Origin of the sequence: Actinoallomurus spadix, from assembly GCF_024055725.1 — a bacterium.
Lineage (GTDB): Bacteria > Actinomycetota > Actinomycetes > Streptosporangiales > Streptosporangiaceae > Actinoallomurus > Actinoallomurus spadix.
Genome location: NZ_JAMXMX010000003.1, coordinates 98,487 through 120,545 on the forward strand (window position 1 = coordinate 98,487; position 22,059 = coordinate 120,545).

Here is a 22,059-nt window from a genome sequence, read left to right on the forward strand (position 1 = left end):
CCTCCATCAGGCGACGCGGCCGTCGATCGGCGGGACGTCCTCGACCAGGACGGTGCGGACGCCGGCCGCCACGCGACGCCGCAGACTCAGTTCCGACTCCTCGGACAGGAAGGCGCGGTGAGACGAGACGATCACGTTGTCGCGGGTGAGGAGTTCACGCGTGACCGCCGAGCGGTTGGGATCCTCGGGAGAGAAGACGTCCGAGGCGAATCCGGCGAGCCGCCCATCGTCCAGCGCGCCCCGGACCGCGCCCGGGTCGACCAGCCGGCCCCGGGCGGTGTTGACGAGGAGACATCCCGGCTTGACGGCGGCGAGCGCGCGCTCGTCGATCAGGTGATCCGTCTCGTCGGTCAGCTCCGCGTGCAGGACGACGGCGTCGACGGTGGCGAGCAGGTCGTGCAGCGACCCGGCGTGCCGTACGCCGTGGCCGGCCATCACGTCGGCCGCGACGTACGGATCGTAGGCGTGCACCCGGTCGTAGAAGGGCTGCAGCTTGCGCGCCGAAGCCCGCCCGATCCGGCCGAATCCGACGATCCCGACGCTCCGCTCCGCGACCCGTCGCGGAACACCACCGGCGTGGATTCCCCACTGCCGCGACTTGACCAGACGGTCCTGCACGCAGACGCCACGTTCGAGCGCGAGGAGCAGGGCCGCCGTGTGGGTCGTCACCTCGTCCCCGCAGTAGTCCGGCACGTGGAAGCCGTACACGCCCCACTCGACCAGGGAGGGGATGTTCAAGTTGTCCAGCCCGACGCCGCTTCTCGCGATCACCCGGCAGGACGGCTTGACCACGGCGAGCAGCTCGGGCGTCACCTGGCACCGGTAGACGACCAGGGCGTCCGCCCCCTCGGCGTACGCCAGGAAGGCGTCCCCGGAGGTGACGTAGCCGTCGTCGTACAGCCCCAGGTCCAGCTCCACCTCAGGGCCGAACACCTCGCGCTCGACCCAGGCCAGTGCCGGATCGGGGCGGTCCCGGCCGGCGATCGCCCACGCCGGATCGGTATAGAGGACCCGCACGTCCGCTCCCCCTTTCACTCGTCGCTCGAATGACGCCGGCGCCGGTCAGCGCTGGTAGCCCCAGCCGGACAGGTCCCGGTGGCCGCGGCGCAGCGTCGCGGCGGGCTCGTAGGTGTTGGTCAGCTCGAACAGGTCCAGGTAGCCGACGTGGCCGCCGGAGTTGAACTTCAGCACCGCGCCGGTGCCGCGCCACCGGTGGGCCACGAACGGGGCCACCCAGGCGGACCCGTCCGCGGACAGCCTCGCCGTGGCGGGCTCCCCCCGCTCGTCCACCCAGTCGAGGTGCGGTTCCCCGTCGGTGACCAGGTAATGCGTCTCGTTGTCGTCGTGCCGCATCGGCACGTCGCCGTCGTCCGCGGCGACCTTGACGAAGAGGCCGGACAGGTCCGGCAGGTGCGGGGCGCCGGCCATCGACGCGACCTCGTACGGCCCGAACGGCCGGATGGACTCCCGCGACTCCTCGACGGTCCGGCAGGTCTTGCCCACGGCGTCGTGGCGCCGCACCGCCGGCAGGAGCAGCCGGTAGTCGATGCCCAGCTCGGCGCCCAGCGCGCGGAGCGTGTCGAGCGACGCGGGGAGCGAGCCCGGGTCGACGCCGAGCCTGGCGGCCGCGGTCTCATCGGTGTACCCGCGCCGGGCGAGCGCCAGCCGGAGCAGTTCCTCCGGTGCCAGCCCGCCCTTCTCAATGAACTGCGACCAGCGCTCGAAGGCGGGCTCCGGCCAGGTGTTGTTCTCCTCGATCAGGGCCGCGAGGTTGGAATCGGCGGTGTAGGAGACGATCCGCGCGGGGACGTCGCCGGCCAGCGCGTAGCTGTGCGGGCAGTAGGACGGCTCCACATAGGAGTCACCGGTGATCCACCGGTCCGCGCCGGTGTTGGCCGCCAGCACGCGCCACGTGTCATCGGACAGCTCCTCTCCCCAGCGACCGTGGATGTCCCCCGGCCCGAGGTTGACGGTGATCGCGGGCTCGAGGTGACCGTTGTTGAGGGCGGGCAGCCGGTCCGCCGGGCAGAGGATGTCCAGGATCACCGGCGCGACGCGGCCCTCCGGCCCGGCCATCGAGTAGTAGTCGTAGAAGTGGATCCCGTCGCGCTGGATGGGGCGCCGCGTCCGGTACATCTCCTCGGCGGAGCGGACCAGCACGGCGCGACCCGCACCGGCGGCGGCGATGAGCCGGCCGGTCTCGACCGCCAGGCCCGTGGCGAGCCGTCCGAGCCGCTCGTCGTCGATCTCCACCGGGCCTGACGCGTGCAGCGTCGACTCCAGGAACGCCTGGTCGACCCCGGCCAGTTCGGCGAGCCGTCCCGGCGTGAGCTTTCGCGCGTTCATCCAGCGAACGAACTTGAACGGATCGAGATTCGGCACGTCTTCTCCTCGCCACGAGCGGCGTCGCGAGCCTCTCGGGCCCGGCCTACCACTCGGACCCTAGATATCGACCAATACGGCGTCAAGACTGGATCACAACAACGTTGTGATGTAACACTGCGGTCCGAGGGAAAGGAGGTGACAGGGTGCGGCACCGAACCTCATCGAGACCCCGGTGACCGGCGAGCGGACCATCCCCCGGCCGTCCCCCACCGCGGCACGGCCGCGCGCCCGGCTGGTCACGGCACTCGGACCGGCCGTCATCGCCGCCGTCGCGTACATCGACCCGGGGAACGTCGCCACCAACGTCGCCGCCGGCTCGCGCTACGGGCATCTGCTGGTCTGGGCCGTCGTCTCCGCCAGCTCCTTCGCCGTGATCGTGCAGTACCTGTCGGCGAAGGTGGGCCTGGCGACCGGCCGGACCCTCCCGCAGCTCTGCCGGGAACGGTTCGGCCGGCGCGCCGCCCGGCTGCTGTGGATCCAGGCCGAGTGCGTCGCCGCCGCGACCGACGTGGCGGAGGTGATCGGCGGCGCGATCGCGCTGCGCATCCTGTTCGGCCTGCCCCTGCTCGCCGGCGGCATCATCGTCAGCGGGGCGTCCCTGCTGGTGCTCCAGGTCCAGACCTCCCGGGGCCAGCGCGGCTACGAACTCGTCGTCGGGGCACTGTTCACCTGCGCCGTGGCCGGGTTCTGCTGGCCCACCATCGCCGGCGGGCCGGACCCGGCGGCGATCACCGCGGGCATGATCCCCCGGATCACCGACCACGGCAGCGAGGTCCTGGTCGCCGGGATCGTGGGGGCGACGATCATGCCCCACGCCGTCTATCTCCACTCGGCGCTGGTCACCCGCAGATTCGGCACCGTCCTGGCGTCCGACCGGCGGCACCGCCTGCTGCGCGCCACGCGGTGGGACGTGGGCGTCGCCATGACGGTCGCCACCGCCGCGAACGTCGCCCTGCTCGTCGCCGCGGCCGAATACCTGCGGGGCGCCCCCATCGAGGACATCGTGCAGGCGCACGCCGGACTGCGGCACGCGGCCGGTCCGGTCCTGGCGACGCTCTTCGCGCTCGCCCTGCTGGCCTCCGGCCTGGTGTCCTCATCGGTCGGAACCCACGCCGGCGCCGTCATCATGGAAGGCTTCCTCGGCCGCCGCACCCCGCTCGCGGTGCGCAGACTCGTCGTCCTCGTCCCCGCGCTCGCCACCCTCGCCTCCGGCGTCGATCCCGGGGAGGCGCTGATCCTCACCCAGGTGATCCTGAGCTTCGGGATCCCGTTCGCCCTCCTGCCGCTGATCGTGTTCACCCGCGACCGCCGGCTCATGGGCGACCTCGTCAACCGCCGGACGACGACCGCAGCGGCCGGTCTCGGCACGCTGGCGGTCCTGGCCATCAGCCTGTTCACCCTCGTCAGCTGAAGAAAGGTCGAACCTCATGTCGCTGAACCAGCAGCAGATCTTCGAGGCGGTCGCGCAGATCCTCACGAAGACCGTCGGCGTGCCGCGCGACGCGATCGCACCCGGTAAGACCCTCAAGGAGGACCTGGAGATCGACTCCCTCGACACCGTCGAGGTCCTCGTGGCCGCCGAGGACGACTTCGGATTCCGGATCCCCGACGAGGACGCCGCCGCGATGACGACGATCCAGGACATCGTCGACTACGTGTACGAACACCAGCCGGAGCGGGCCGTCTCCTGAGCACCGTCCTCCCGTGATCGGTCCCGGTCCGGCGATCGGTGAAGTCCGGCGCCCGGACCCGGGGGCCGGACCCGGGGCCGGCCGCACGACGCGCCGGCGTGGGACTCACGGGCGAGCGGGCGAGCGGGCGAGCGGGCGCTCAGAGCCATCCGGCGTTCACGGCGATGCGGACGGCGTCCACCCGGTTGCGCGCGCCCAGCTTGCTGACCGCCGACGCCAGGTAGTTGCGCACGGTTCCCTGCGACAACGACAGCCGGTCACCGATCTCCGGCAGATTCGCACCGTCCGCGATCAGCCCGAGGACCCTGCTCTCCTGAGTCGTGAGCGGGTTGTCGGCGAACTCCAGCGCGGCCAGGGCCAACTGGGGATCGATCATCCGATGCCCCTCGGCGACCTTGCGGATCGCATCCGCGAGTTCGGCCGCGGAGGCGTCCTTCAGCATGAATCCCGTGATGCCCGCGTCCAGCGCACGACGGAGATAGCCGGGCCGGCCGAGACCGGTGAGGATGAGCGTCCGGCACGCCGGGACACGATCGTGGAGCTCGGCGGCCACGGTGAGCCCGTCCTTACCGGGCAGGTCGATGTCGATGACCGCGACGTCCGGCGCCGTCTCCGCCGCTCGCGGCAGGACCGCGGGGCCGGACTCGACGGCCGCGACCACGTCGATGCCCTCGGCCAGATCGAGTAACGTCACGAGAGCGTCGCGCAGTATTCGCACATCTTCGGCAAGCAGAACCCTGACCATGGTCCCCCCAGGGAAAAGCGAACCGATCCCCCTGTTTCAGCCAGACCTTAAAGGGGTGTCCCGGCAAAGTCCAGAGAGGCTTCCGGCATTCGGCAGAGCGCGAACGACGCCGTTCCCCGCCCCTTATCCCGGTTACGGCCGTGGGACGACCGCGGTGAGCCGGAATCGGCCGTCATTCGACACCCCCGCACTGAGGCTTCCCCCCACGACGGCGAGGCGGCCGGCGAGGTTGTCCAGTCCCTGGCCGTAACGGCCGGATCGGCGGCCGAATATGCCGGCCGGCCCATCGTTGCTGATCACCAGCCGGATCACGTCGTTCCCGGCGGACATCGTGATATCGCAGCGACGAGCCCGGCTGTGCCGGAGCACATTGGTGACGCCCTCACGGAGGACGATCGCCAGCACGGTGTTCAGCTTCGCGTCGAGCACGCCGGGGGTGATGTCGACGCAGGTCTGAATGCCGGCCGTGGCCAGCACCAGTTTCGCGGACGCCACCTCCGACTCCAGTGACAGCTGCCGATATCCGTTCGCGACGCTACGGACATCGGACAGCGCCTGACGTGAAAGCTTCACGATCATGTCGAGTTCCTGCCGCGCCAGATCCGGGTGCTGCGCCATCAGCTGATGGACGACCTCGCTCTTCAGGCTGATCGCCGACAGGCTGTACCCAAGGAGGTCGTGCAGGTCGCGCGCGAAGCGGCGCCGCTCACGCGCCACGGCGAAGCGGGCGATGTCGCCCCGGGCCTCGTGAACTCTCATGAGCAGGTCGGACAGCCGCGCCTGGGCCCAGCTGATCTGGCCCATCACGGCCGTCAACGCCGTCAGATAGACGGTCTCCCGGAACGGCATGTGGAACATGGGACGGGCGAAGAAGACGCTCAGCACGATGAACGTGTAGGCCGTCCAGCCCGGGACACCGCGCACGAGCAGGAGAACGGAGCCGCCGAGAAAGCCGGCCACGTCCCCCCATTCGACGCCGTAGTACCAGAACGGGATGAAGGTGAGGAGGGCCTGCACGCAGAGCGTGCAGGCCCAGATCTTCGGGGACCTGTGGTCGGGCCGCGGGTAGGTGTGGAACAGCTGCAGTGCGACGATCACGAGCATCGAGGCGGAGCAGACGCGCAGCGCCGCCGCGTTCGGCCGGTCCTCCAGCAGGTTGATCAGCGCGATGATCGACAGACTGGTCAAGGTGAGGACGACCGTGATGCGCGCCATTCGCATCGTCGGCACGCCCATCTGCCGATAGTCGCTGAACAACCCCTGATCATCTGGCGTATCGGCGGCGAGGACGGGCTCATCCGTTCGATCGGCCATGGTTCCAGCCCCCTTGCTCCAAGATCACTTTAGAGCCGGGGGATCGACACTACGTTTGAATCGCGATTTCCGGCGGCCCGAACGAGCGAAATCGGCGCGCCCGCTCCGCTTGCGCAGAACGGCTCAAAAAGCGTTGGTCAGCCGCTCCCAGTTGCCCGATCCGATGGCAGCCTTCTCCTCGGCGGTGAACGGCGCGTTCTCGAGGAACGACCGGGCGGCCCCGCCGCTGGTGTCGACGAAGGGGAAGCCGCCGGGCCGCGTCCCGAAGGTGTAGGGGTAGTCGGTCGAGTAGAGCATGCGGTCGGTCCCGACGACCTCCGCCGTCCACCGCAGGTACCGCTCGCTCACCGTCCCGCTGCCCGCGACCCAGAAGTTCTGGCGGAAGTAGTCGATCAGGGGCCGCTCCAGCTTCGCCATCTCCCCCAGGTAGCCGGCGTGGTCGAGGTGGAACAGGACGACCTCGCCCCAGTGCCCGGCGATCACCTGCAGGCCGGGATGACGGTCGAAGACTCGGCCAGCCGCAGCTCACCAACGTCGCGCAGCCGCCGCGCGAGCGGGTCGTCGCCGTAGCCGCGCGGAGCGATCCGTGGCTCTCCCGCCCTCGCCCAGGCGTCGAGCAGGACCGGCGGGACCACGTGCTCCTCCAGGGCCACGATGCGCAACTCGGTCGTCATCAGACCTCCCTTCACCTGTGTTAACAGCGTTCATCAGCTGACTATACCGGTGATAACATCGTTGGCAACACGTAGCCGGTATCATTGATTCATGCCTGAGGGAGCGAAGGATGACGCGAACGCCGGCACGGAGACGACCCCGGGGCAGGAGGTGGTGGGCGACGCCCGTGAGCTCACCCGGCAGCGGATCGTCGAGGCCGCGGCGGACCTGCTCTCCCGCCAGGGGCGCGATGCGGTGACCACCCGCGCGGTCGCGGCCGCCGCCGGGATGCAGGCCCCGGTGATCTACCGCCTCTTCGGCGACAAGGACGGGCTGCTCGAAGCGGTCGCCGGGCACGGATACGCCGTGTTCCTAGCGGCCAAGCACCAGGACAATGCTCCCGAGGACCCCGTCGAGGATCTCCGCGCGGGCTGGGACCTCGCGGCCGAGTTCGGGCTCGCCAACCCGGAGCTGTTCACGCTGATGTACGGCGACCCGGGACGCGGCACGACCTCGGCCGCCTTCCAGGCCGGCATGCGGATCCTGATGGGACGCATCCGCCGCGTCGCCGCCGCGGGCCGCCTCCGCGTCGACGAGCCGCTCGCGGCCGCGCTCATGCACGCGACCACGCGCGGCGCGGTGCTCACCTGGCTGTCATTGCCCGAAGACCGGCGCGAGCCCGCCCTGCTCACCACCATGCGCGAGACGATGATCGCCACCATCACCTACGACGAGCCGGCCGTACGGGAGCCGGGGCTCGCCGCCGCCGCCCGGGCCCTGCGCGCCCGGTTGCCCGGGCAGAAGACGCCGTTGAGCGACGCCGAGCAGCACCTGCTCGGCGAATGGCTCGACCGCCTCGCCGCGGACGGCCGGCCCTGACGTCCGGCCCCTCCGAACGGGTCCCGCCGCCCGTGGTCAGTGACCGCGGGCGATCCACTCCTCCAGGTGCGGCGCCTCCGCGCCGACCGTGGTGTCGTCACCGTGGCCGGTGTGCACGACCGTCTCCGGCGGCAGGGTGAGCAGGCGACCGCGGATCGAGTCGATGATGGTCGGGAAGTCGGAGAACGACCGGCCCGTCGCGCCCGGGCCGCCCTGGAACAGCGTGTCGCCGGAGAAGACCGCGCCCAGGGCAGGGGCGTGCAGGCAGACGGCGCCCGGGCTGTGGCCCGGCGTGTGCAGGACGGTCAGCTCGACGCCGGCGACCCGGACGGTCCGCCCGTCGGCCAGGTCCGCGTCGGGGGCGCGGCCGGGATGCGTGAGGTCCCACAGCGGCCGGTCGGCCGGGTGCAGCAGGATCGGCGCTCCGGTGCGGGCGGCCAGGGCCGGGGCCGCGTCGACGTGGTCGTCGTGGGCGTGGGTGCAGACGATGCCGACCAGGCGGCGGTCGCCGACCGCCGCGGCGATCGCGTCGGCGTCGTGCGCCGCGTCGATGACCAGCGCCTCGGCGTCGTCGCCGATGATCCAGACGTTGTTGTCGACGTCCCAGGTGCCGCCGTCGAGGGAGAAGGTGCCCGACGTGACGAGGTGATCGAGGCGCGCCGTCGTCACAGCGTCACCACCGAACGCAGGACGTCGCCGCGCCCCATCCGCTCGAACGCGCCCTCGACGTCGTCCAGCGGAATCGTCTCGGAGACGAACGCGTCCAGGTCGAGCCGCCCCTGGAGGTACAGGTCGATCAGCATCGGGAAGTCGCGGGACGGCAGGCAGTCGCCGTACCAGGACGACTTGAGCGCGCCGCCGCGCCCGAACACGTCCAGCAGCGGCAGTTCGAGGCGCATCTCCGGCGTCGGGACGCCGACGAGGACCACCGTGCCGGCCAGGTCGCGCGCGTAGAACGCCTGCCGGTACGTCTCGGGGCGGCCGACGGCCTCGATGACGACGTCCGCGCCGAAGCCACCGGTCAGGTCGCGGATCGCCTCGACGGCGTCCGTGCCGCCGGAGTTGACCGTGTGCGTCGCGCCGAGCTTCTTGGCCTGGTCCAGCTTCCGGTCGTCCAGGTCGACGGCGATGATCTTCGCCGCGCCGGCCAGCCGGGCGCCGGCGATGGCCGCGTTGCCCACGCCGCCGCACCCGATCACGGCGACCGAGTCGCCGCGCCCCACTCCCCCGGTGTTGATCGCGGCGCCGAGGCCGGCCATCACCCCGCAGCCGAGCAGCCCCGCGGCGGCCGGGGAGGCCGCCGGGTCGACCTTCGTGCACTGGCCCGAGGCGACCAGGGTCTTCTCGGCGAACGCGCCGATGCCCAGGGCGGGCGACAGCTCGGTGCCGTCGGCCAGGGTCATCTTCTGGGCGGCGTTGTGCGTGTTGAAGCAGTACCAGGGACGGCCGCGCAGGCAGGCCCGGCACTGGCCGCATACCGCGCGCCAGTTGAGGATGACGAAGTCGCCGGGGGCGACGTCGGTGACGCCCTCACCGACCGACTCCACCACGCCCGCCGCCTCGTGCCCGAGCAGGAACGGGAACTCGTCGTTGATCCCGCCCTCGCGGTAGTGCAGGTCCGTGTGGCAGACCCCGCAGGCCTGGATCTTCACGACCGCCTCACCGGGACCGGGATCCGGCACCAGAATCGTCGTCGTCTCCACCGGCGCGCCTTTGGCCCGGGCGATGACTCCGCGTACTTCCTGCGCCATCCTGTGTGTCCTTCCGGTGCTGGGGCCTGGTGCGGCCCGGTCCGCCTCGGGGGCTGTGCGCCGATCGTACGCGCGCCCGTGCCTCTCGTCGCCGCGGGTTCCGCCTGCCGAAAGGCCGGTGCCCGGGATGTCCCCTGATTTCAGGGGTAATGGGGTGGAATGACCCGTCACCAGCTGCACAGCACCGACCAGGATCTCGTCGAGGAACAGGGCGTCAACGCCTCCCCGGGCGCCGATGAGGAGCCCCTTCCGGCACACGACGGCACCCCCGCCGAGGGCACGCCCCCCGAGCCCGTCGACCTGCTCGCCACCGAACCGGACCGGCGGGTCGGCCTCCCGGAGCAGCGTCCCGGCTATCCGGGCCAGCAGCGGTCGATCGAGACGAGCTGACCGCCGGCCGTCACCCGGCGAAGAGCGCCCCGGTGATCTCGGTCCGCAGCTCTTCCACGGTCTCGGCCTGACGGCGGGCGCGGTCGAGGAGCTCGTCGAGATCCTCGCCGCTCAGCCGGTCGTCGTGGCCGGCGACCGCCCGGAGCGAGCGCCACCCCGACGCCTTGCCCTCGATGCCGAGCCGCATCGCGTCCAGCTCGACCAGGTCGCTGAGCGGCGACCGGCTCGTCAGGTGCCCGTTCGGCTTCAGCCGCCCGATCTTCTCGCCGATCCAGCCCGCGCACACCTTGTACTGCTGAACCGGTACGCCGAGCGCGCGCATGATCCGCAGCAGCGCGTCACGGTCCTCGGCGATCTCCTCGGCGAGCCGCCGGAAGGTCTCCTCGCCCTTCCTCCCCTTGTGCGCGCCGACGGCACGGCGGGCGAGCTCGACGCCGGCGGTGGCACCGGCCAGATGGTCGTTGAGATAGATGCCCAAAAGGTTCATGCCCGGTCTGTGCCACCCGAACAGCGGTTTCATGCGTCCGCCGGCGCGCGGGCGGACGCATGGGACGCTCCCGGGCGCGCCCGCGGGGCGCCGGACCGCTCACCCGGCGGCACCGCGCGATGACGATGAGGATTGACCGCCGCTCTCCGGGTAAGGACAGGGCACTCACCGGCACGGACACGAGAAGGAAGATCGCATGGCCGACGTCGTCGAACTCATCATGCAGGACCACCGCACGCTGGAGAAGCTGTTCGACGAGCTCCAGCAGGACACCGCGCGACGCCCTGAGCTGCTCGAGAAGGTCGCGGCGCTGCTGACCGCGCACTCGCGCGCCGAAGAGGAGCGGGTCTACCCCGCGGTGGCGAAGGAGGCCGGCGAGCGGGACGAGGCCCACCACGGCACCGAGGAGCACCACGAGGCCGAGGAGATGCTCGAGGAGCTCCGCGGGATGTCCCCGAAGGGCAAGGAGTTCGAGGCGAAGCTGAAGGAATTCGTCGACGCGGTCAAGCACCATGTCGAGGAGGAGGAGAGCGACATCCTCCCCGCCCTCCGCGACGCGGTCTCCGCCGAACGCCTCAAGGAGCTCGGAACGGCCTTCGCCGAGCGGCGCCGCGAGGAGCTCACCGGCAGCGGCGGCAACGGCTCGACCTCCGGATCCGAGGAGCGGACCAAGGACGAGCTGTACGAGGAGGCCCAGGAACTCGACGTTCACGGCCGCTCCACGATGAACAAGGACGAACTGGCCGAGGCGGTCGACCACCAGCGCTCGTCCTGACGGCTCAGTCATCGCAGGGCTCGGCGAACCCCGGCACAGCCGCCCCGAACGCTCCTCTCACATCGTTCAGGGCGCGTGAGCGCGGCGTTCACCGAGCCCTTCACGCGTCCGCTCACGGAACCGGGCCGCGCGGGCCCGCCGGTCACCAGCGATGCGGAGGTGCTCACCGTCCGTGTCCGCGGGCCGCTACCGCTCGGCTTATTACCGGCGTAATCGCAGGTCAGCGGCGATTGAGGGTTTCTTCCGCTCATATCGGGTACATGCATAGTCCCGACACAGCGCTCCTGACTGGCGGTCACCTTGCCAGTTGCTGGGTCGTCCCCGTTACCGGCCAGCCGTGAGGTGGAATCTCGATGCGACATCTGTCCGCGGTCGATCTCGAGGTGGAGCAGGTCTCCGGAGTGACCGTCGTCCGTTTCCCGCATGAGGTCGACGTGGTCAACGCCGCGGCGATCCGGGAACGCGTGCTCCGGCTCCTCAACAGCGGGGTGACGGAGATGCTCCTGGACCTGACCGGCACGAGGGTCCTCGACTCGGCGGGCATCCACATCATCGTGCGCGCCCACGGCCGCAGCACCGCGCTGCGGGTCCCGCTCTCCGTGGCGATTCCGGAGCAGGGCAACGTACGCCGGGTCTTCGACCTGGCGGCGCTGTCGCGTCTCGTCCCCACGACGATCGGGCTGCCCCGCAGGCTCGGCGGGGTCGTGTCGCGGCCCTGCTCGACCGCCGGCGCGCGCGGGCGCGCGCGCAAGCCCCGGGGATGACACGCGGCGCCCGGGCCGGGTCCGGCGGCTCGGCCGGGCGCAACGGCCCGGCGAAACGGCCGGCATCGTCTCCGTCGGCGCGACCGCCGCCCTGGCCGGGGCGGCGGTCACCTGTCCGGGCGGGCCGGGGTCACTTCCGCTGGCGCTTCTCCCGGATCTTCATGCTGATCTCGATCGGGGTGCCCTCGAAGCCGAAGTCCTCGCGCAGCCGCCGCTCGACGAAGCGGCGGTAGCCCGCCTCCAGGAAGCCGGACGTGAACAGCACGAACTTCGGCGGCTGCACGCTCGCCTGCGTGGCGAACAGGATCTTGGGCTGCTTGCCGCCGCGTACGGGATGCGGCCGGGCGGCGACCAGATCGGTGATGAAGGAGTTGAGCCGGCCCGTCGGCACCCGCTCGCCCCAGCCCGCCAGCGCCGTCTCGATGGCCGGGACCAGCTTCTCCACGTGCCGGCCCGTACGAGCCGAGATGTTGACGCGCGGGGCCCAGCGGGCGTGGTGCAGCTGCCGGTCGATCTCACGGTCGAGGAAGTGGCGGCGCTCCTCGTCCACGAGGTCCCACTTGTTGTACGCGAGGACGAGGGCTCGGCCGGACTCGATCACCATGGAGATGATCCGCAGGTCTTGTTCGGTGAGAGGCTCGCTGGCGTCCACGAGCACGACCGCGACCTCGGAACGCTCCAGCGCCGACCGGGTGCGCAGGGTGGCGTAGAAGTCGGCGCCCTGGGACTCGCGAACCCGCCGGCGGATGCCGGCCGTGTCGATGAACCGCCAGGTCTCGCCGCCCAGCTCGATGAGCTCGTCGACCGGGTCGCGGGTGGTGCCGGCGACCGAGTCGACGACGACGCGGTTCTCTCCGGCGAGCTTGTTGAGCAGGCTGGACTTGCCGACGTTCGGCCGGCCGAGCAGCGCGATGCGCCGCGGGCCGCCCGCGGCGCCGTACGCCTCCGGCGGCGCCTCCTCGGGCAGGGCCTCCAGGACGGCGTCGAGCAGGTCACCGCTCCCCCGCCCGTGCAGGGCGGAGACGGGCAGCGGCTCACCGAGGCCCAGGGACCACAGGGCGGTCGCGTCCGCCTCGGCCCGGGCGTCGTCGACCTTGTTGGCGGCCAGGACGACCGGCTTCTTGGCGCGCCGCAGCACGTCGGCGACGGCCTCGTCGGTGTCGGTGGAGCCGACCGTGGCGTCGACGACGAACAGGACCGCGTCCGCGGCGTCCACGGCGAGCCGCGCCTGGTCGGCGACGGCGGCCGCGAGGCCCTCGGCGTTCGGCTCCCAGCCGCCCGTGTCGACGACGGTGAAACGCCGCCCGCTCCAGGTGGCGTCGTACGCCACCCGGTCCCGAGTCACGCCGGGGACGTCCTCGACGACCGCCTCACGGCGGCCCAGAATGCGGTTGACCAGCGTGGACTTACCGACGTTCGGCCGTCCGACGATGGCCACGACGGGCGGCGGCGCCACGTCGTGCTCGACGGCGACGTCGATCGCCTCCGCGTGCTGGAATTCACTCACTCGTCTCGCTCCTCTGGGGCGGCTCACCCGTCAGGGAGCGCGCCGGTGATGCCGAATCGCCGTCGGCGGCGGCGAGGTTCTTGCGCGCGATGCGCAGAACCTCCTCGATGACCTCGTCGAGGCCGAGGCTGGTGGTGTCGAGCTCGATCGCGTCGGCCGCCTGCGCGAGCGGGTCGACCTTGCGGGTGGAGTCGAGGCGGTCACGGCGGGCCAGGTCTGCCTGCGTCGCGGTGATCGAGGCACCGCTGAGCTCGGCGCTGCGGCGCTGGGCCCGCGCCTCGGCGCTCGCCGTGAGGTAGATCTTGACCTGGGCGGCGGGCGCGACGACGGTGCCGATGTCGCGGCCCTCGACGACGATGCCGCCCGCGCCGATGATCTCCCGCTGCAGGGCGACGAGGCGCTCGCGGACGGCGGGCACGGCCGCGACGGCGCTGACGGCGCCGGTGACCTCCTGGCCGCGGATCGGGCCGGACACGTCGACGCCGTCGACCGTGATCGTCGGCGCGGCCGGGTCGGTGCCGGAGTTCAGGTCGGGCTCGCCGGCCCGGGCCGCGATCGCGGCGGGGTCATCGACGGGGACGCCCTCGTGCAGCATCCACCAGGTCATGGCGCGGTACATCGCGCCCGTGTCGAGATAGCGCAGCCCGAGAGCGCGTGCCACGCCCTTGGAGACGCTGGACTTACCCGACCCGGAGGGACCGTCCATGGCGATGACGAGCGTCACGTTCGCTTCCTTATCTGCCTATTCGTGGAAACCGACCGGCCAACGAATGAGGCTACCGGTCTGCGGGTCCCCCCGTGGCCGTCCGCGGTCCCGTACGACTTGTATGTAACATAGATACAAGATGACATCGGCAACCTCCCGGGCCTACGACCACGTCAAGCAGGCCATCCTCGACCGCGCCTACCCGGGCGGCGCGCTGCTCAGCGAGGGTGAGATCGCCTCGGCGGTCGGCGTCTCCCGCACTCCCGTACGCGAGGCGCTGCTCCGGCTCGAGGCCGAGGGCCTGGTCCGGCTCTATCCCAAGCGCGGCGCGCTCGTGCTGCCGGTCTCGTCCCAGGAGATCTCCGACGTCTTCGAGGCGCGGGAGCTCGTGGAGACGTTCGCCGCGGACAAGGCGGCGCTCGGCCCGGAGCAGATCGACGAACTGGCCCGGTGGCTCGAGGCGATGCGCACCCACGCCGCCTCCGGGGACGCCCGGGAATTCACGCGCGCGGACCGTTGTTTCCACCGAACAATGGTCGCCGCGGCGGGCAACGAGATCATTCTGCAGCTCTACGACGCGCTGCGCGACCGTCAACTGCGCATGGCGCGGCTGACGGCCGATGATCCGGAACGCACCGCGACCGCGATTCAGGACCACGCCGAGATCCTCGAGGCCGTGCGAACCGGCGACCGCGAGCGGGTCCGCGCCGCGGTCCACCGTCACCTGCGTGTCGCGGTGACGGTCCTGCGCGGGTACGCGTGACCGCCATACCGATCGAAGCACCACCCCCGAAAGGCTGCCCCCCTTGAAATCCGCGGTACTGACCGTTCCCGCCGAAGCGTCCGCACCGCGGCCCCCCTCTCACCCGCTCGGCGGACGCCGCGCCTGGACCGTGTGGGGCGTCGCGGCGCTGGCGTACCTCATCGCCTTCTTCCACCGGACCAGCCTCGGCGTCGCCTCGCTCGCCGCGCAGCAGCGCTTCGGGGTCGGTGCGACCGCGCTGTCGATGTTCGTGATCCTGCAGCTCGGCGTGTACCTCGTGATGCAGATCCCGGGCGGGCTGATGGCCGACCGGCTCGGACCACGCCGGATGATCGGCGCGGCCCTCGTCATCATGGCGCTCGGCGAGACGGTGTTCGCGTTCGCGACCACCATGCCGCTCGCCGTCACCGGCCGGGTGCTGGTCGGGCTGGGCGACGCGATGACGTTCCTCAACCTCATCCGCCTGATCGCCGCATGGTTCCCCCGCCGGCGGTTCGCGCTGCTCACCGCGATGACCGCGATGATCGGGTCGCTCGGTCAGGTCGTCGGCACGGTGCCGCTGTCCGCCGGCCTGCACGCGTACGGCTGGACGAGGACGTTCGTCGGCATCGCGGTGATCAGCGGCGCGATGGCGGTCGTCGTGTGGCTGTTCGTGCGCAACCACCCTGGCGCTCCCATGGAACGCTCCATCTCCGTCGCGGGCACCTCCGCCGACGCGAAGAAGCGCTCCGCGCTCGACGACATCCGGGCGGTCTTCGCCGCGCGCGGCACCCGTACCGGCCTGTGGACGCACTTCACGCTGTCGTCGTTCACCGTGCTGGCCACCCTGTGGGGCTACCCGTACCTGGTCAAGGGGCTGGGCATGGCGCCCGGCCCGGCCCGGCTCATCCTCACGCTCGGCGCGGCGACACCCATGGTGGCGGCCCCGCTCCTCGGCTGGTTCGCCGGCCGCCGTCCCGACCTGCGCGGCCGGTTGATCATCTCGGCCGTCATCACCCTCGCGGTCGCCTGGCTCGTCGCGATCACCTGGCCGGGCGGTCACCTGCCCGCTCCGCTGGCCCTGCTCCTCGTCCTGATCAACGCGGTCGGCAGCGCGGCCTCCATGCTCGCCTTCGACCTCGCACGGGACTCGAACCCGCCGGAGCGCGGCGGCGTCGTCTCCGGCATCGTCAACCTCGGCGGGTTCTCCTCCACCATCACCGGCCTGCTGACCGCCGGGGTCCTGCTCGACGCCACCGGCGGCGGCTACGGCCCCACCGCGTTCCAGGTGGCGTTCATCCCGATCACCGGCCTGGTCGTCATCGGCGCCGTGCGCGTGACGATGCTCCTGCGTCGGTCCCGGCCCGGCCGCTGAGTCCCGTCTCAGCCGCGTGGGCCCGCTCAGCGGGGAACGGACCAGCCCCGGGCCCGCAGCTCCTCGGCGAGCCGCTCGGCCGCGGCGGGGTCGACGCTCAGCTCGACCACACCGACCGGGCGGCCCGGGGAGTGCTCGATCGTGACGTCCTCGATGTTCACCCCGGCGACGCCCGCCGCCTGGAACAGCAGGGCCAGCTCGCCGGGCCGGTCGGGGATGACGACGGACACGACGGTGTACGCGCCCGGCCGCCCGCCGTGCTTGCCGGGCAGGCGGCGGCGGCCCGCCCCGCCACGCTCCAGGAGGTCGGTGACGCCCGGCCCGGCGTCCTCGCGCAGCGCGGCGGCCACGGCCGTCAGGTCGGCGGCGACCTCCTCGATCACCTCCGCCACCGGCAGGGCGTTCGATCCGAGGATTCCGATCCACAGGTCCGGGTCACCGGCCGCGATGCGGGTGACGTCGCGTACGCCCTGGCCGGCGAGGCCGAGCGCGACCTTCGGCGCGTCCCGCAGGCGCGCGGCCACCGCGGCCGCGACGACGTGCGGCGCGTGCGAGACCAGCGCGACGGCCTGGTCGTGCTCCTCGGCGTCCACCACCACGGTCTGCGCCCCGCACGCCCGCGCCAGCGCGGTGACGGTCTCGACGGCGGCCGCGTCGGTGTCGCCGGTCGGGCACAGCGCCCACGGCCGGCCGAGGAACAGATCGGCCCGCGCGGCGGCGGGCCCGGACCGCTCACTGCCGGCCAGCGGATGCCCGGCGACGAAACAGCCCAGATCGCAGCCCAGCTCGGCGGCCTCGCGCAGCGGCCGGGTCTTGACGCTGGCCACGTCGGTGTAGACGCGGGCCAGGCCCCGTTTCTGCGCGTCCAGGAGGGTGGCCGCGACCGCCGCCGGCGGGACCGCCAGCACCGCCACGTCGGCCGGTCCGTCGTCGTCGCGCAGCGGCGTCCCAGCCCCCAGCTCGGCCGCCAGGCGCACGGACGCCTGGTCACGGTCGGCGAGTGACACCTCGACGCCCCGCTCCCGCAGCGCGAGGGCCACGGACGTCCCGATCAGTCCGGTGCCGATGACGACGATCCGCCGGATCTCCCCGATTGGTCTCACCTCCACGCGAGTTACCAGCGTATCGATTCCACCGCCCGCGCGAGGCCCGGCGATCAGGGGCGGAAGGGCGTACGGCCGGGTCTTCCGCCCCCTCGGGAAGGCATACGGGAACCTGCGCTACTGGACGATGTCGAGCCGCAGGGCGACGGCCCCGCGCAGGTAGACGTGCTGGATCTCCGAGCGCGGCCGGGCGGTCTCGGCCCAGGCCATCAGCCGGATCACCCGGGGCAGCGCGTGCGGCACGTCGATCTCGGTCGCGCACAGCAGCGGGACCTCGTTGAAGCCCATCTTGCGCGCGGCCAGCGCCGGGAACTCCGCGGTCAGGTCCGGGGTCGCGGTGAAGATGACGCTGATCACGTCGTCGGTCGTGAGGGCGTTGCGGCTCATCACCTCCGCGACCAGCTCGCCCGTCGCCTCCAGGATCTGGTCCCGGTCGTCATCCTCGATCTGCGTGGCACCGCGGACCGCTCGTACTGCTCGTCCCATGAAACCTTCCTCGATATCCGCCCGCGTACGGTGCGCTCTACAGCTCGACGGCGGCGTACAGCTCGCCGATCTCCTTGGTGCTCAGCGCCCGGATGGTGCCGGACTGCAGCCGGCCGAGCTTGATCGGGCCGAACTCCGTACGGGCGAGCTGCTGGACCGGGTAGCCGACCTCCGCCAGCAACCGCCGGACGATGTGCTTGCGCCCCTCGTGCAGCGTCACCTCGACGAGGACGCGCCTGCCGACCTGGTCGAAGATCCGGAACGCGTCCGCCTTGGCGAACCCGTCCGCGAGCTCGACGCCCTTCTTCAGCCGGCGGCCCAGGTCCCGGTCGATCGGGCCGTGCACCTCGGCGAGGTAGGTCTTGCTGACGCCGTACCGCGGGTGCATCAGCCGGTTGGCCAGCTCCCCGTCGTTGGTCAGCAGGATCAGTCCCTCGGTGTCGGTGTCGAGCCGCCCCACGTGGTAGAGCCGCTCGGGAACGTCCCCGACGTACGCGGCGAGGGTCTTACGGCCGCGCGGGTCCGACATCGTGCTGACGACGCCCCTGGGCTTGTTCAGGGCGTAGTAGCGCAGCTCGGTGCGGGTCGGGATCCGCTTGCCGTCGACGTGGATCACGGCGGTCTCGGGATCGACGCGGGCGCCGAACCACGTCACCTTCTCGCCGTCCACGGTCACACGGCCGGCGGCGATCAGGTCCTCACAGGCGCGCCGGCTCGCGATGCCCGCGTCGGCGAGCACCTTCTGCAGTCGTACGCCCTCATTGGTCTGGTTCACTGCTGGAGTTCCTCTATGCCTTCCACGTCGTCAGGTAGATACGGGGCGAGATCGGGCAGCTCCTCCAGGCTGTTCAGTCCCAGCCGCTCGAGGAAGTAACCGGTCGTACGGTAGAGCACCGCCTGGTGCTCGTCGTGGCCCGCCTCCTCGATGAGGCCCCGCAGGGTCAGCGTGCGGATCACGCCGTCGCTGTTGACCCCGCGGATGGCCGAGACCCGTGCCCGGCTCACCGGCTGGCGGTACGCCACGACGGCGAGCGTCTCCAGGGCGGCCTGGGTCAGGCGAGCCTGCTGGCCGTCCCGGACGAACCGCTCGACGAGCGGCGCGCAGACGTCACGCGTGTAGAAGCGCCATCCACCGGCGATCTCTCTCAGGTCGAACCCGCGCCCCTGGGCGGTGTATTCCGCGGCGAGCCCGCGCAGCGCCGCGGCGACCTCATGCCGGGGCCGCTCGACGATCTGCGCGAGCGTGACCTCCGGCACCGGCTCGTCGACGACGAGCAGGATCGCCTCCAGCCCCGCCCGCAGCGACGGCTCCGGCCCCGGTCCGCCGGGGAGCTCGTCGTGGGAACCCGGGAGCGTCTCGGCCTCGTGGGGTGATGTGTCAGTCATCGTCGTCGGACTCCGTCGGTCGGCCGGTGTAGTCGTCGCCGACCTTGATGTCACCCTCGGCGGACCCGGTCCAGGTGACGTGCAGCTCACCGAGGGGCTCGTCCTGCTCGAAGGCGACGGCCTTCTCGCGGTAGAGCTCCAGGAGGGCCAGGAACCGGGCGACGACCTCGAAAGTGCCCGCGCAGTCGGCGGTCAGGACCTGAAAGGTCGCGTGCCCAAGCTTACGCAACCGCTCCACGACGATGCTCGCCTGCTCCCGCACACTGGCCTGCGGGGAGTACATGTGCTCGATCGACACGGTCGGCGGGCGCTTGGGCGCGAGGGTACGGGCGGCCAGGCTCGCGAACGCCTCCGGTCCGAGGCCGAGCAGCACCTCGGGCAGCAGGCCGGCGAACTTCGGCTCCATCGGCACCATCCGCGGGAACCGGCGCGACTCGGCGGCGATCCGCCCGGCGAACAGCGCCGCGATCTCCTTGTAGGCGCGGTACTGCAGAAGCCGGGCGAACAGCAGGTCGCGGGCTTCGAGGAGCGCCAGGTCCTCCTCGTCCTCGACCTCGCCCGACGGGATGAGCCGGGCGGCCTTGAGGTCCAGGAGGGTGGCGGCGACGAGCAGGAAGTGGCTGGCCTGGTCCAGGTCCCAGTCGCGGCCGTGGGACCGGATGTGGGCGATGAACTCGTCGGTGACCTTGTGCAGCGACACCTCGGTGATGTCGAGCTTGTGCTTGGAGATCAGCCCGAGGAGCAGGTCGAACGGCCCCTCGAAGTTGTCCAGGTGGACCCGGAAGCCACCCTCCTGCTCCGCTGTCTCCTCTGCCGCCGGTTCGCCCACCTCGTCCACGGTAGTCGAGGTCACGGACTCCCCTACGGCGCCGTCGCGGGGATCACCCGGCGGGCTGCCACCTCTGCAGCACCTCCTTGGCCAGCTCCCGGTAGGCGTTCGCGCCCATGGACGACGGGTCGAACCGGGTGATGGGCTCACCGACGACCGTCGCATCCGGGAACCGGACCGTGCGGTTGATGACCGTGTGGAAGACCTTGTCCCCGAAAGCCTCGACGATCCGGCCGAGCACCTCGCGGGTGTGGAGGGTACGCGAGTCGTACATGGTGGCCAGGAACCCGTCGATGGTCAGCTCCGGGTTGAGCCGGGCCTTGACCTTCTCGATCGTCTCCATGAGCAGCGCGACGCCGCGCATGGCGAAGTACTCGCACTCCAGGGGCACGAGGACGCCCTGGCTGGCGGCGAGCGCGTTCACGGTCAGCAGGCCGAGCGACGGCTGACAGTCGATCATGATGTAGTCGTACTCGTCGGTGACCGGCTTGAGCAGCCCGCCGAGGATGTACTCCCGGCCGACCTCGTGGACCAGCTGGACCTCCGCGCCCGACAGGTCGATGTTGCTGGGCAGCAGGTCCATGCCCTCGACGCTGGTCGGCAGGATGACCTCGTCGGTCTCCACGCCCCGCTCCATGAGCAGATTGTAGATCGTCAGGTCGAGCTGACGCGGGTCGCCCTTGCCGAGGCCGACCGACAGCGCCCCTTGCGGGTCGAAGTCGACGAGCAGCACCCGGCGGCCCTGCTCCGCGAGCGAGGCGCCGAGGTTGATCGTGGTCGTCGTCTTACCGACGCCGCCCTTCTGGTTACAGACCGAGACGATCCGGGCCGGCCCGTGCTCCTGCAACGGCGGCGGGTCCGGAAACGACGGAATGGGACGCTGCGTAGGGCCGAGTGGCGCCGCGTCACGCGGATCGGTCGCGATGGCGGTCGAGAGCGCCAACTCCGAACGTGCTCTCTCCTGCTCGCTGGGTTCAGTCACCAGCTCCTCGAACCTCCCCGGCGGCTGTGGTTTGCCGTAGATGGGGACTCTAGGGCCTGTCAATCAGGACGGGCAAGGCGGCGCACCGCGAACACCACCGTCTCACGGACCTGCGGGACGCCGTCGGACGGCGCCGGCTCGGCCCGCTCACGCCAGCGCGCGCGGATGCGCCGATGCGTAGACCTCGCGGAGCCGGTCGACGGTGACCAGGGTGTACACCTGGGTCGTCGTCACCGACGCGTGGCCCAGCAACTCCTGTACCACCCTAACGTCGGCGCCGCCGTCGAGCAGGTGGGTCGCGAAAGAATGCCGCAGTGTGTGCGGGGAGACGTCCTTCAGCCCGGCGCGCGCCGCCGCCGACCGCAGCGTCGACCAGGCGCTCTGGCGCGACAGCCGCCCGCCGCGGGCGTTCAGGAACAGGGCCGGGCCGCCCTGCCCCCGGCCGCCCAGCGCCGGCCGGGCCCGTACGAGGTAGGCCTCAAGGGCCTCCCGCGCGTACCGGCCGACCGGGACGACGCGGTCCTTGCCGCCCTTGCCGCGCAGCAGGACCACGGCGTCGTCCAGGTCGACGTCGTCGACGGCCAGGCCGACGGCCTCGGAGATGCGGGCGCCGGTCCCGTACAGCAGCTCGAGCAGGGCGCGGTCGCGCATCCCCCGCGCCGTGTCCGGCGGCCCGGCGGCGGCGAGCAGCCGCTCGACCTCCTCGATGCCGATCGCCTTGGGCAGCCGGCGCGGCGGCGCGGGCGGTTTGACGTCCCGCGCCGGGTCGGCCGCCGCCATGCCCTCCCGCACCGCGAACCGGTGCAGGCCGCGCACCGCGACGACCGCGCGGGCCGCGGAGCCGGCCGCGAGCGGCGGATGCGCCTCGTCGCCCTCCCGCAACCCCGCCAGGAAGGACACGACGTCGTCCTCGCCGACCTGGCCGATCGCCGTACGGCCGCGCGCGGTCAGCGCGTCGACGTAGCGGCGCAGGTCACGCCGGTAGGAGCTCAACGTGTTGGCGGCCAGGCCGCGCTCGACCGCGAGATGGTCGAGGTAGGCCCGGACCTGCGCCTGCAACGATCGTCCGACCTCTTCACCGGCGGCGGATATCAGCGCGGCACCTCAT

Annotated in this window: 26 protein-coding genes; 8 read left to right on the forward strand and 18 right to left on the reverse strand. The window is 71.6% G+C overall.

Features of this window, described 5'->3' with window-relative positions; genetic code table 11:
• Positions 1-6: 6 nt before the first annotated feature.
• Together NE235_RS04590 and NE235_RS04595 are read right to left on the reverse strand one after the other, a co-directional pair.
• Positions 7-1,017, reverse strand: coding sequence for a C-terminal binding protein (locus tag NE235_RS04590; RefSeq protein ID WP_252799664.1), 1,011 nt, complete (start codon positions 1,015-1,017; stop codon positions 7-9).
• 45 nt (positions 1,018-1,062) lie between these two features.
• Entirely contained in the window at positions 1,063-2,382 is a 1,320-nt protein-coding gene (locus NE235_RS04595) for a histidine kinase (protein ID WP_289848191.1), read from the reverse strand.
• Between the two features lie 175 nt (positions 2,383-2,557).
• On the opposite strand from NE235_RS04595, the gene NE235_RS04600 reads away from it, so the two are divergent.
• Together NE235_RS04600 and acpP are read left to right on the forward strand one after the other, a co-directional pair.
• Positions 2,558-3,796 carry an Nramp family divalent metal transporter gene (locus tag NE235_RS04600; protein ID WP_252799665.1) on the forward strand — a complete coding sequence of 413 codons (1,239 nt, stop codon included), beginning with the start codon at positions 2,558-2,560 and terminating at the stop codon, positions 3,794-3,796.
• Positions 3,797-3,812: 16 nt separating this feature from the next.
• Positions 3,813-4,076 carry an acyl carrier protein gene (gene acpP / locus NE235_RS04605; protein WP_252799666.1) on the forward strand — a complete coding sequence of 88 codons (264 nt, stop codon included), beginning with the start codon at positions 3,813-3,815 and terminating at the stop codon, positions 4,074-4,076.
• A 139-nt stretch (positions 4,077-4,215) separates the two neighbouring features.
• On the opposite strand, the gene NE235_RS04610 is transcribed toward acpP, so the two are convergent.
• From NE235_RS04610 to NE235_RS04625, 4 genes are all read right to left on the reverse strand, one after another.
• On the reverse strand, positions 4,216-4,821 hold the full coding sequence (locus tag NE235_RS04610; protein ID WP_252799667.1) for a response regulator transcription factor: 606 nt from the start codon (positions 4,819-4,821) through the stop codon (positions 4,216-4,218).
• 132 nt (positions 4,822-4,953) lie between these two features.
• The gene (locus NE235_RS04615; RefSeq protein WP_252799669.1) at positions 4,954-6,135 is read right to left on the reverse strand and encodes a sensor histidine kinase; all 1,182 of its coding nucleotides are present in this window, start codon (positions 6,133-6,135) and stop codon (positions 4,954-4,956) included.
• Between the two features lie 123 nt (positions 6,136-6,258).
• Positions 6,259-6,618 (reverse strand): amidohydrolase family protein, encoded by a 360-nt coding sequence (locus NE235_RS04620; protein WP_252799670.1) that lies wholly within the window; start codon positions 6,616-6,618, stop codon positions 6,259-6,261.
• Positions 6,615-6,809, reverse strand: coding sequence for a hypothetical protein (locus NE235_RS04625; protein WP_252799672.1), 195 nt, complete (start codon positions 6,807-6,809; stop codon positions 6,615-6,617). The genes NE235_RS04620 and NE235_RS04625 overlap by 4 nt, the downstream gene beginning before the upstream one ends.
• Before the next feature lie 91 nt (positions 6,810-6,900).
• Between NE235_RS04625 and NE235_RS04630 the strand changes: the two genes are divergently transcribed.
• A complete protein-coding gene (locus NE235_RS04630; RefSeq protein WP_252799674.1) occupies positions 6,901-7,668 on the forward strand; it encodes a TetR/AcrR family transcriptional regulator in 768 nt (255 codons plus the stop codon).
• Positions 7,669-7,704: 36 nt separating this feature from the next.
• On the opposite strand, the gene NE235_RS04635 is transcribed toward NE235_RS04630, so the two are convergent.
• Both NE235_RS04635 and NE235_RS04640 read right to left on the reverse strand, forming a co-directional pair.
• Entirely contained in the window at positions 7,705-8,337 is a 633-nt protein-coding gene (locus NE235_RS04635; RefSeq protein ID WP_252799676.1) for an MBL fold metallo-hydrolase, read from the reverse strand.
• Complete coding sequence (locus NE235_RS04640) at positions 8,334-9,419, reverse strand: S-(hydroxymethyl)mycothiol dehydrogenase (RefSeq protein WP_252799678.1); 1,086 nt, start codon at positions 9,417-9,419, stop codon at positions 8,334-8,336. Before NE235_RS04640 ends, NE235_RS04635 begins: the two co-directional genes overlap by 4 nt.
• Positions 9,420-9,578: 159 nt before the next feature.
• On the opposite strand from NE235_RS04640, the gene NE235_RS04645 reads away from it, so the two are divergent.
• Positions 9,579-9,809 carry a hypothetical protein gene (locus tag NE235_RS04645; protein ID WP_252799679.1) on the forward strand — a complete coding sequence of 77 codons (231 nt, stop codon included), beginning with the start codon at positions 9,579-9,581 and terminating at the stop codon, positions 9,807-9,809.
• A 10-nt stretch (positions 9,810-9,819) separates the two neighbouring features.
• On the opposite strand, the gene NE235_RS04650 is transcribed toward NE235_RS04645, so the two are convergent.
• Entirely contained in the window at positions 9,820-10,296 is a 477-nt protein-coding gene (locus tag NE235_RS04650; RefSeq protein WP_252799680.1) for a hypothetical protein, read from the reverse strand.
• Between the two features lie 196 nt (positions 10,297-10,492).
• Here NE235_RS04650 and NE235_RS04655 point away from each other — a divergent pair, with 196 nt between their 5' ends.
• Positions 10,493-11,071: a hemerythrin domain-containing protein gene (locus NE235_RS04655; protein WP_252799681.1), complete on the forward strand. Its 579-nt coding sequence runs from the start codon at positions 10,493-10,495 to the stop codon at positions 11,069-11,071.
• A gap of 353 nt (positions 11,072-11,424) precedes the next feature.
• Positions 11,425-11,835, forward strand: a complete 411-nt coding sequence (locus NE235_RS04660; RefSeq protein ID WP_252799682.1) for an STAS domain-containing protein — start codon at positions 11,425-11,427, stop codon at positions 11,833-11,835.
• 130 nt (positions 11,836-11,965) lie between these two features.
• On the opposite strand, the gene der is transcribed toward NE235_RS04660, so the two are convergent.
• Entirely contained in the window at positions 11,966-13,342 is a 1,377-nt protein-coding gene (gene der, locus NE235_RS04665) for a ribosome biogenesis GTPase Der (protein ID WP_252799683.1), read from the reverse strand.
• Positions 13,335-14,066 (reverse strand): (d)CMP kinase, encoded by a 732-nt coding sequence (gene cmk / locus NE235_RS04670; protein WP_406567536.1) that lies wholly within the window; start codon positions 14,064-14,066, stop codon positions 13,335-13,337. The genes der and cmk overlap by 8 nt, the downstream gene beginning before the upstream one ends.
• A 121-nt stretch (positions 14,067-14,187) precedes the next feature.
• Between cmk and NE235_RS04675 the strand changes: the two genes are divergently transcribed.
• Both NE235_RS04675 and NE235_RS04680 read left to right on the forward strand, forming a co-directional pair.
• A complete protein-coding gene (locus NE235_RS04675) occupies positions 14,188-14,811 on the forward strand; it encodes a GntR family transcriptional regulator (RefSeq protein ID WP_252799684.1) in 624 nt (207 codons plus the stop codon).
• Between the two features lie 43 nt (positions 14,812-14,854).
• Positions 14,855-16,165 (forward strand): MFS transporter, encoded by a 1,311-nt coding sequence (locus tag NE235_RS04680; protein ID WP_252799685.1) that lies wholly within the window; start codon positions 14,855-14,857, stop codon positions 16,163-16,165.
• A gap of 26 nt (positions 16,166-16,191) precedes the next feature.
• Here the strand turns inward: NE235_RS04680 and NE235_RS04685 are convergent, their stop codons facing one another.
• The 7 genes from NE235_RS04685 to xerD form a co-directional block, all read right to left on the reverse strand.
• Positions 16,192-17,274 carry a prephenate dehydrogenase gene (locus NE235_RS04685; protein ID WP_252799686.1) on the reverse strand — a complete coding sequence of 361 codons (1,083 nt, stop codon included), beginning with the start codon at positions 17,272-17,274 and terminating at the stop codon, positions 16,192-16,194.
• A gap of 111 nt (positions 17,275-17,385) precedes the next feature.
• The gene (gene aroH / locus NE235_RS04690) at positions 17,386-17,754 is read right to left on the reverse strand and encodes a chorismate mutase (protein ID WP_252799687.1); all 369 of its coding nucleotides are present in this window, start codon (positions 17,752-17,754) and stop codon (positions 17,386-17,388) included.
• Between the two features lie 37 nt (positions 17,755-17,791).
• Positions 17,792-18,529, reverse strand: coding sequence for a pseudouridine synthase (locus tag NE235_RS04695; RefSeq protein ID WP_252799688.1), 738 nt, complete (start codon positions 18,527-18,529; stop codon positions 17,792-17,794).
• Entirely contained in the window at positions 18,526-19,140 is a 615-nt protein-coding gene (scpB, locus tag NE235_RS04700) for an SMC-Scp complex subunit ScpB (RefSeq protein WP_252799689.1), read from the reverse strand. Before scpB ends, NE235_RS04695 begins: the two co-directional genes overlap by 4 nt.
• Positions 19,133-19,969 carry a segregation and condensation protein A gene (locus NE235_RS04705; protein ID WP_252799936.1) on the reverse strand — a complete coding sequence of 279 codons (837 nt, stop codon included), beginning with the start codon at positions 19,967-19,969 and terminating at the stop codon, positions 19,133-19,135. The genes scpB and NE235_RS04705 overlap by 8 nt, the downstream gene beginning before the upstream one ends.
• A 52-nt stretch (positions 19,970-20,021) precedes the next feature.
• Complete coding sequence (locus tag NE235_RS04710; RefSeq protein WP_425542352.1) at positions 20,022-20,843, reverse strand: ParA family protein; 822 nt, start codon at positions 20,841-20,843, stop codon at positions 20,022-20,024.
• Between the two features lie 255 nt (positions 20,844-21,098).
• Positions 21,099-22,010: a site-specific tyrosine recombinase XerD gene (gene xerD / locus NE235_RS04715; RefSeq protein ID WP_252799690.1), complete on the reverse strand. Its 912-nt coding sequence runs from the start codon at positions 22,008-22,010 to the stop codon at positions 21,099-21,101.
• Positions 22,011-22,059 lie beyond the last annotated feature (49 nt).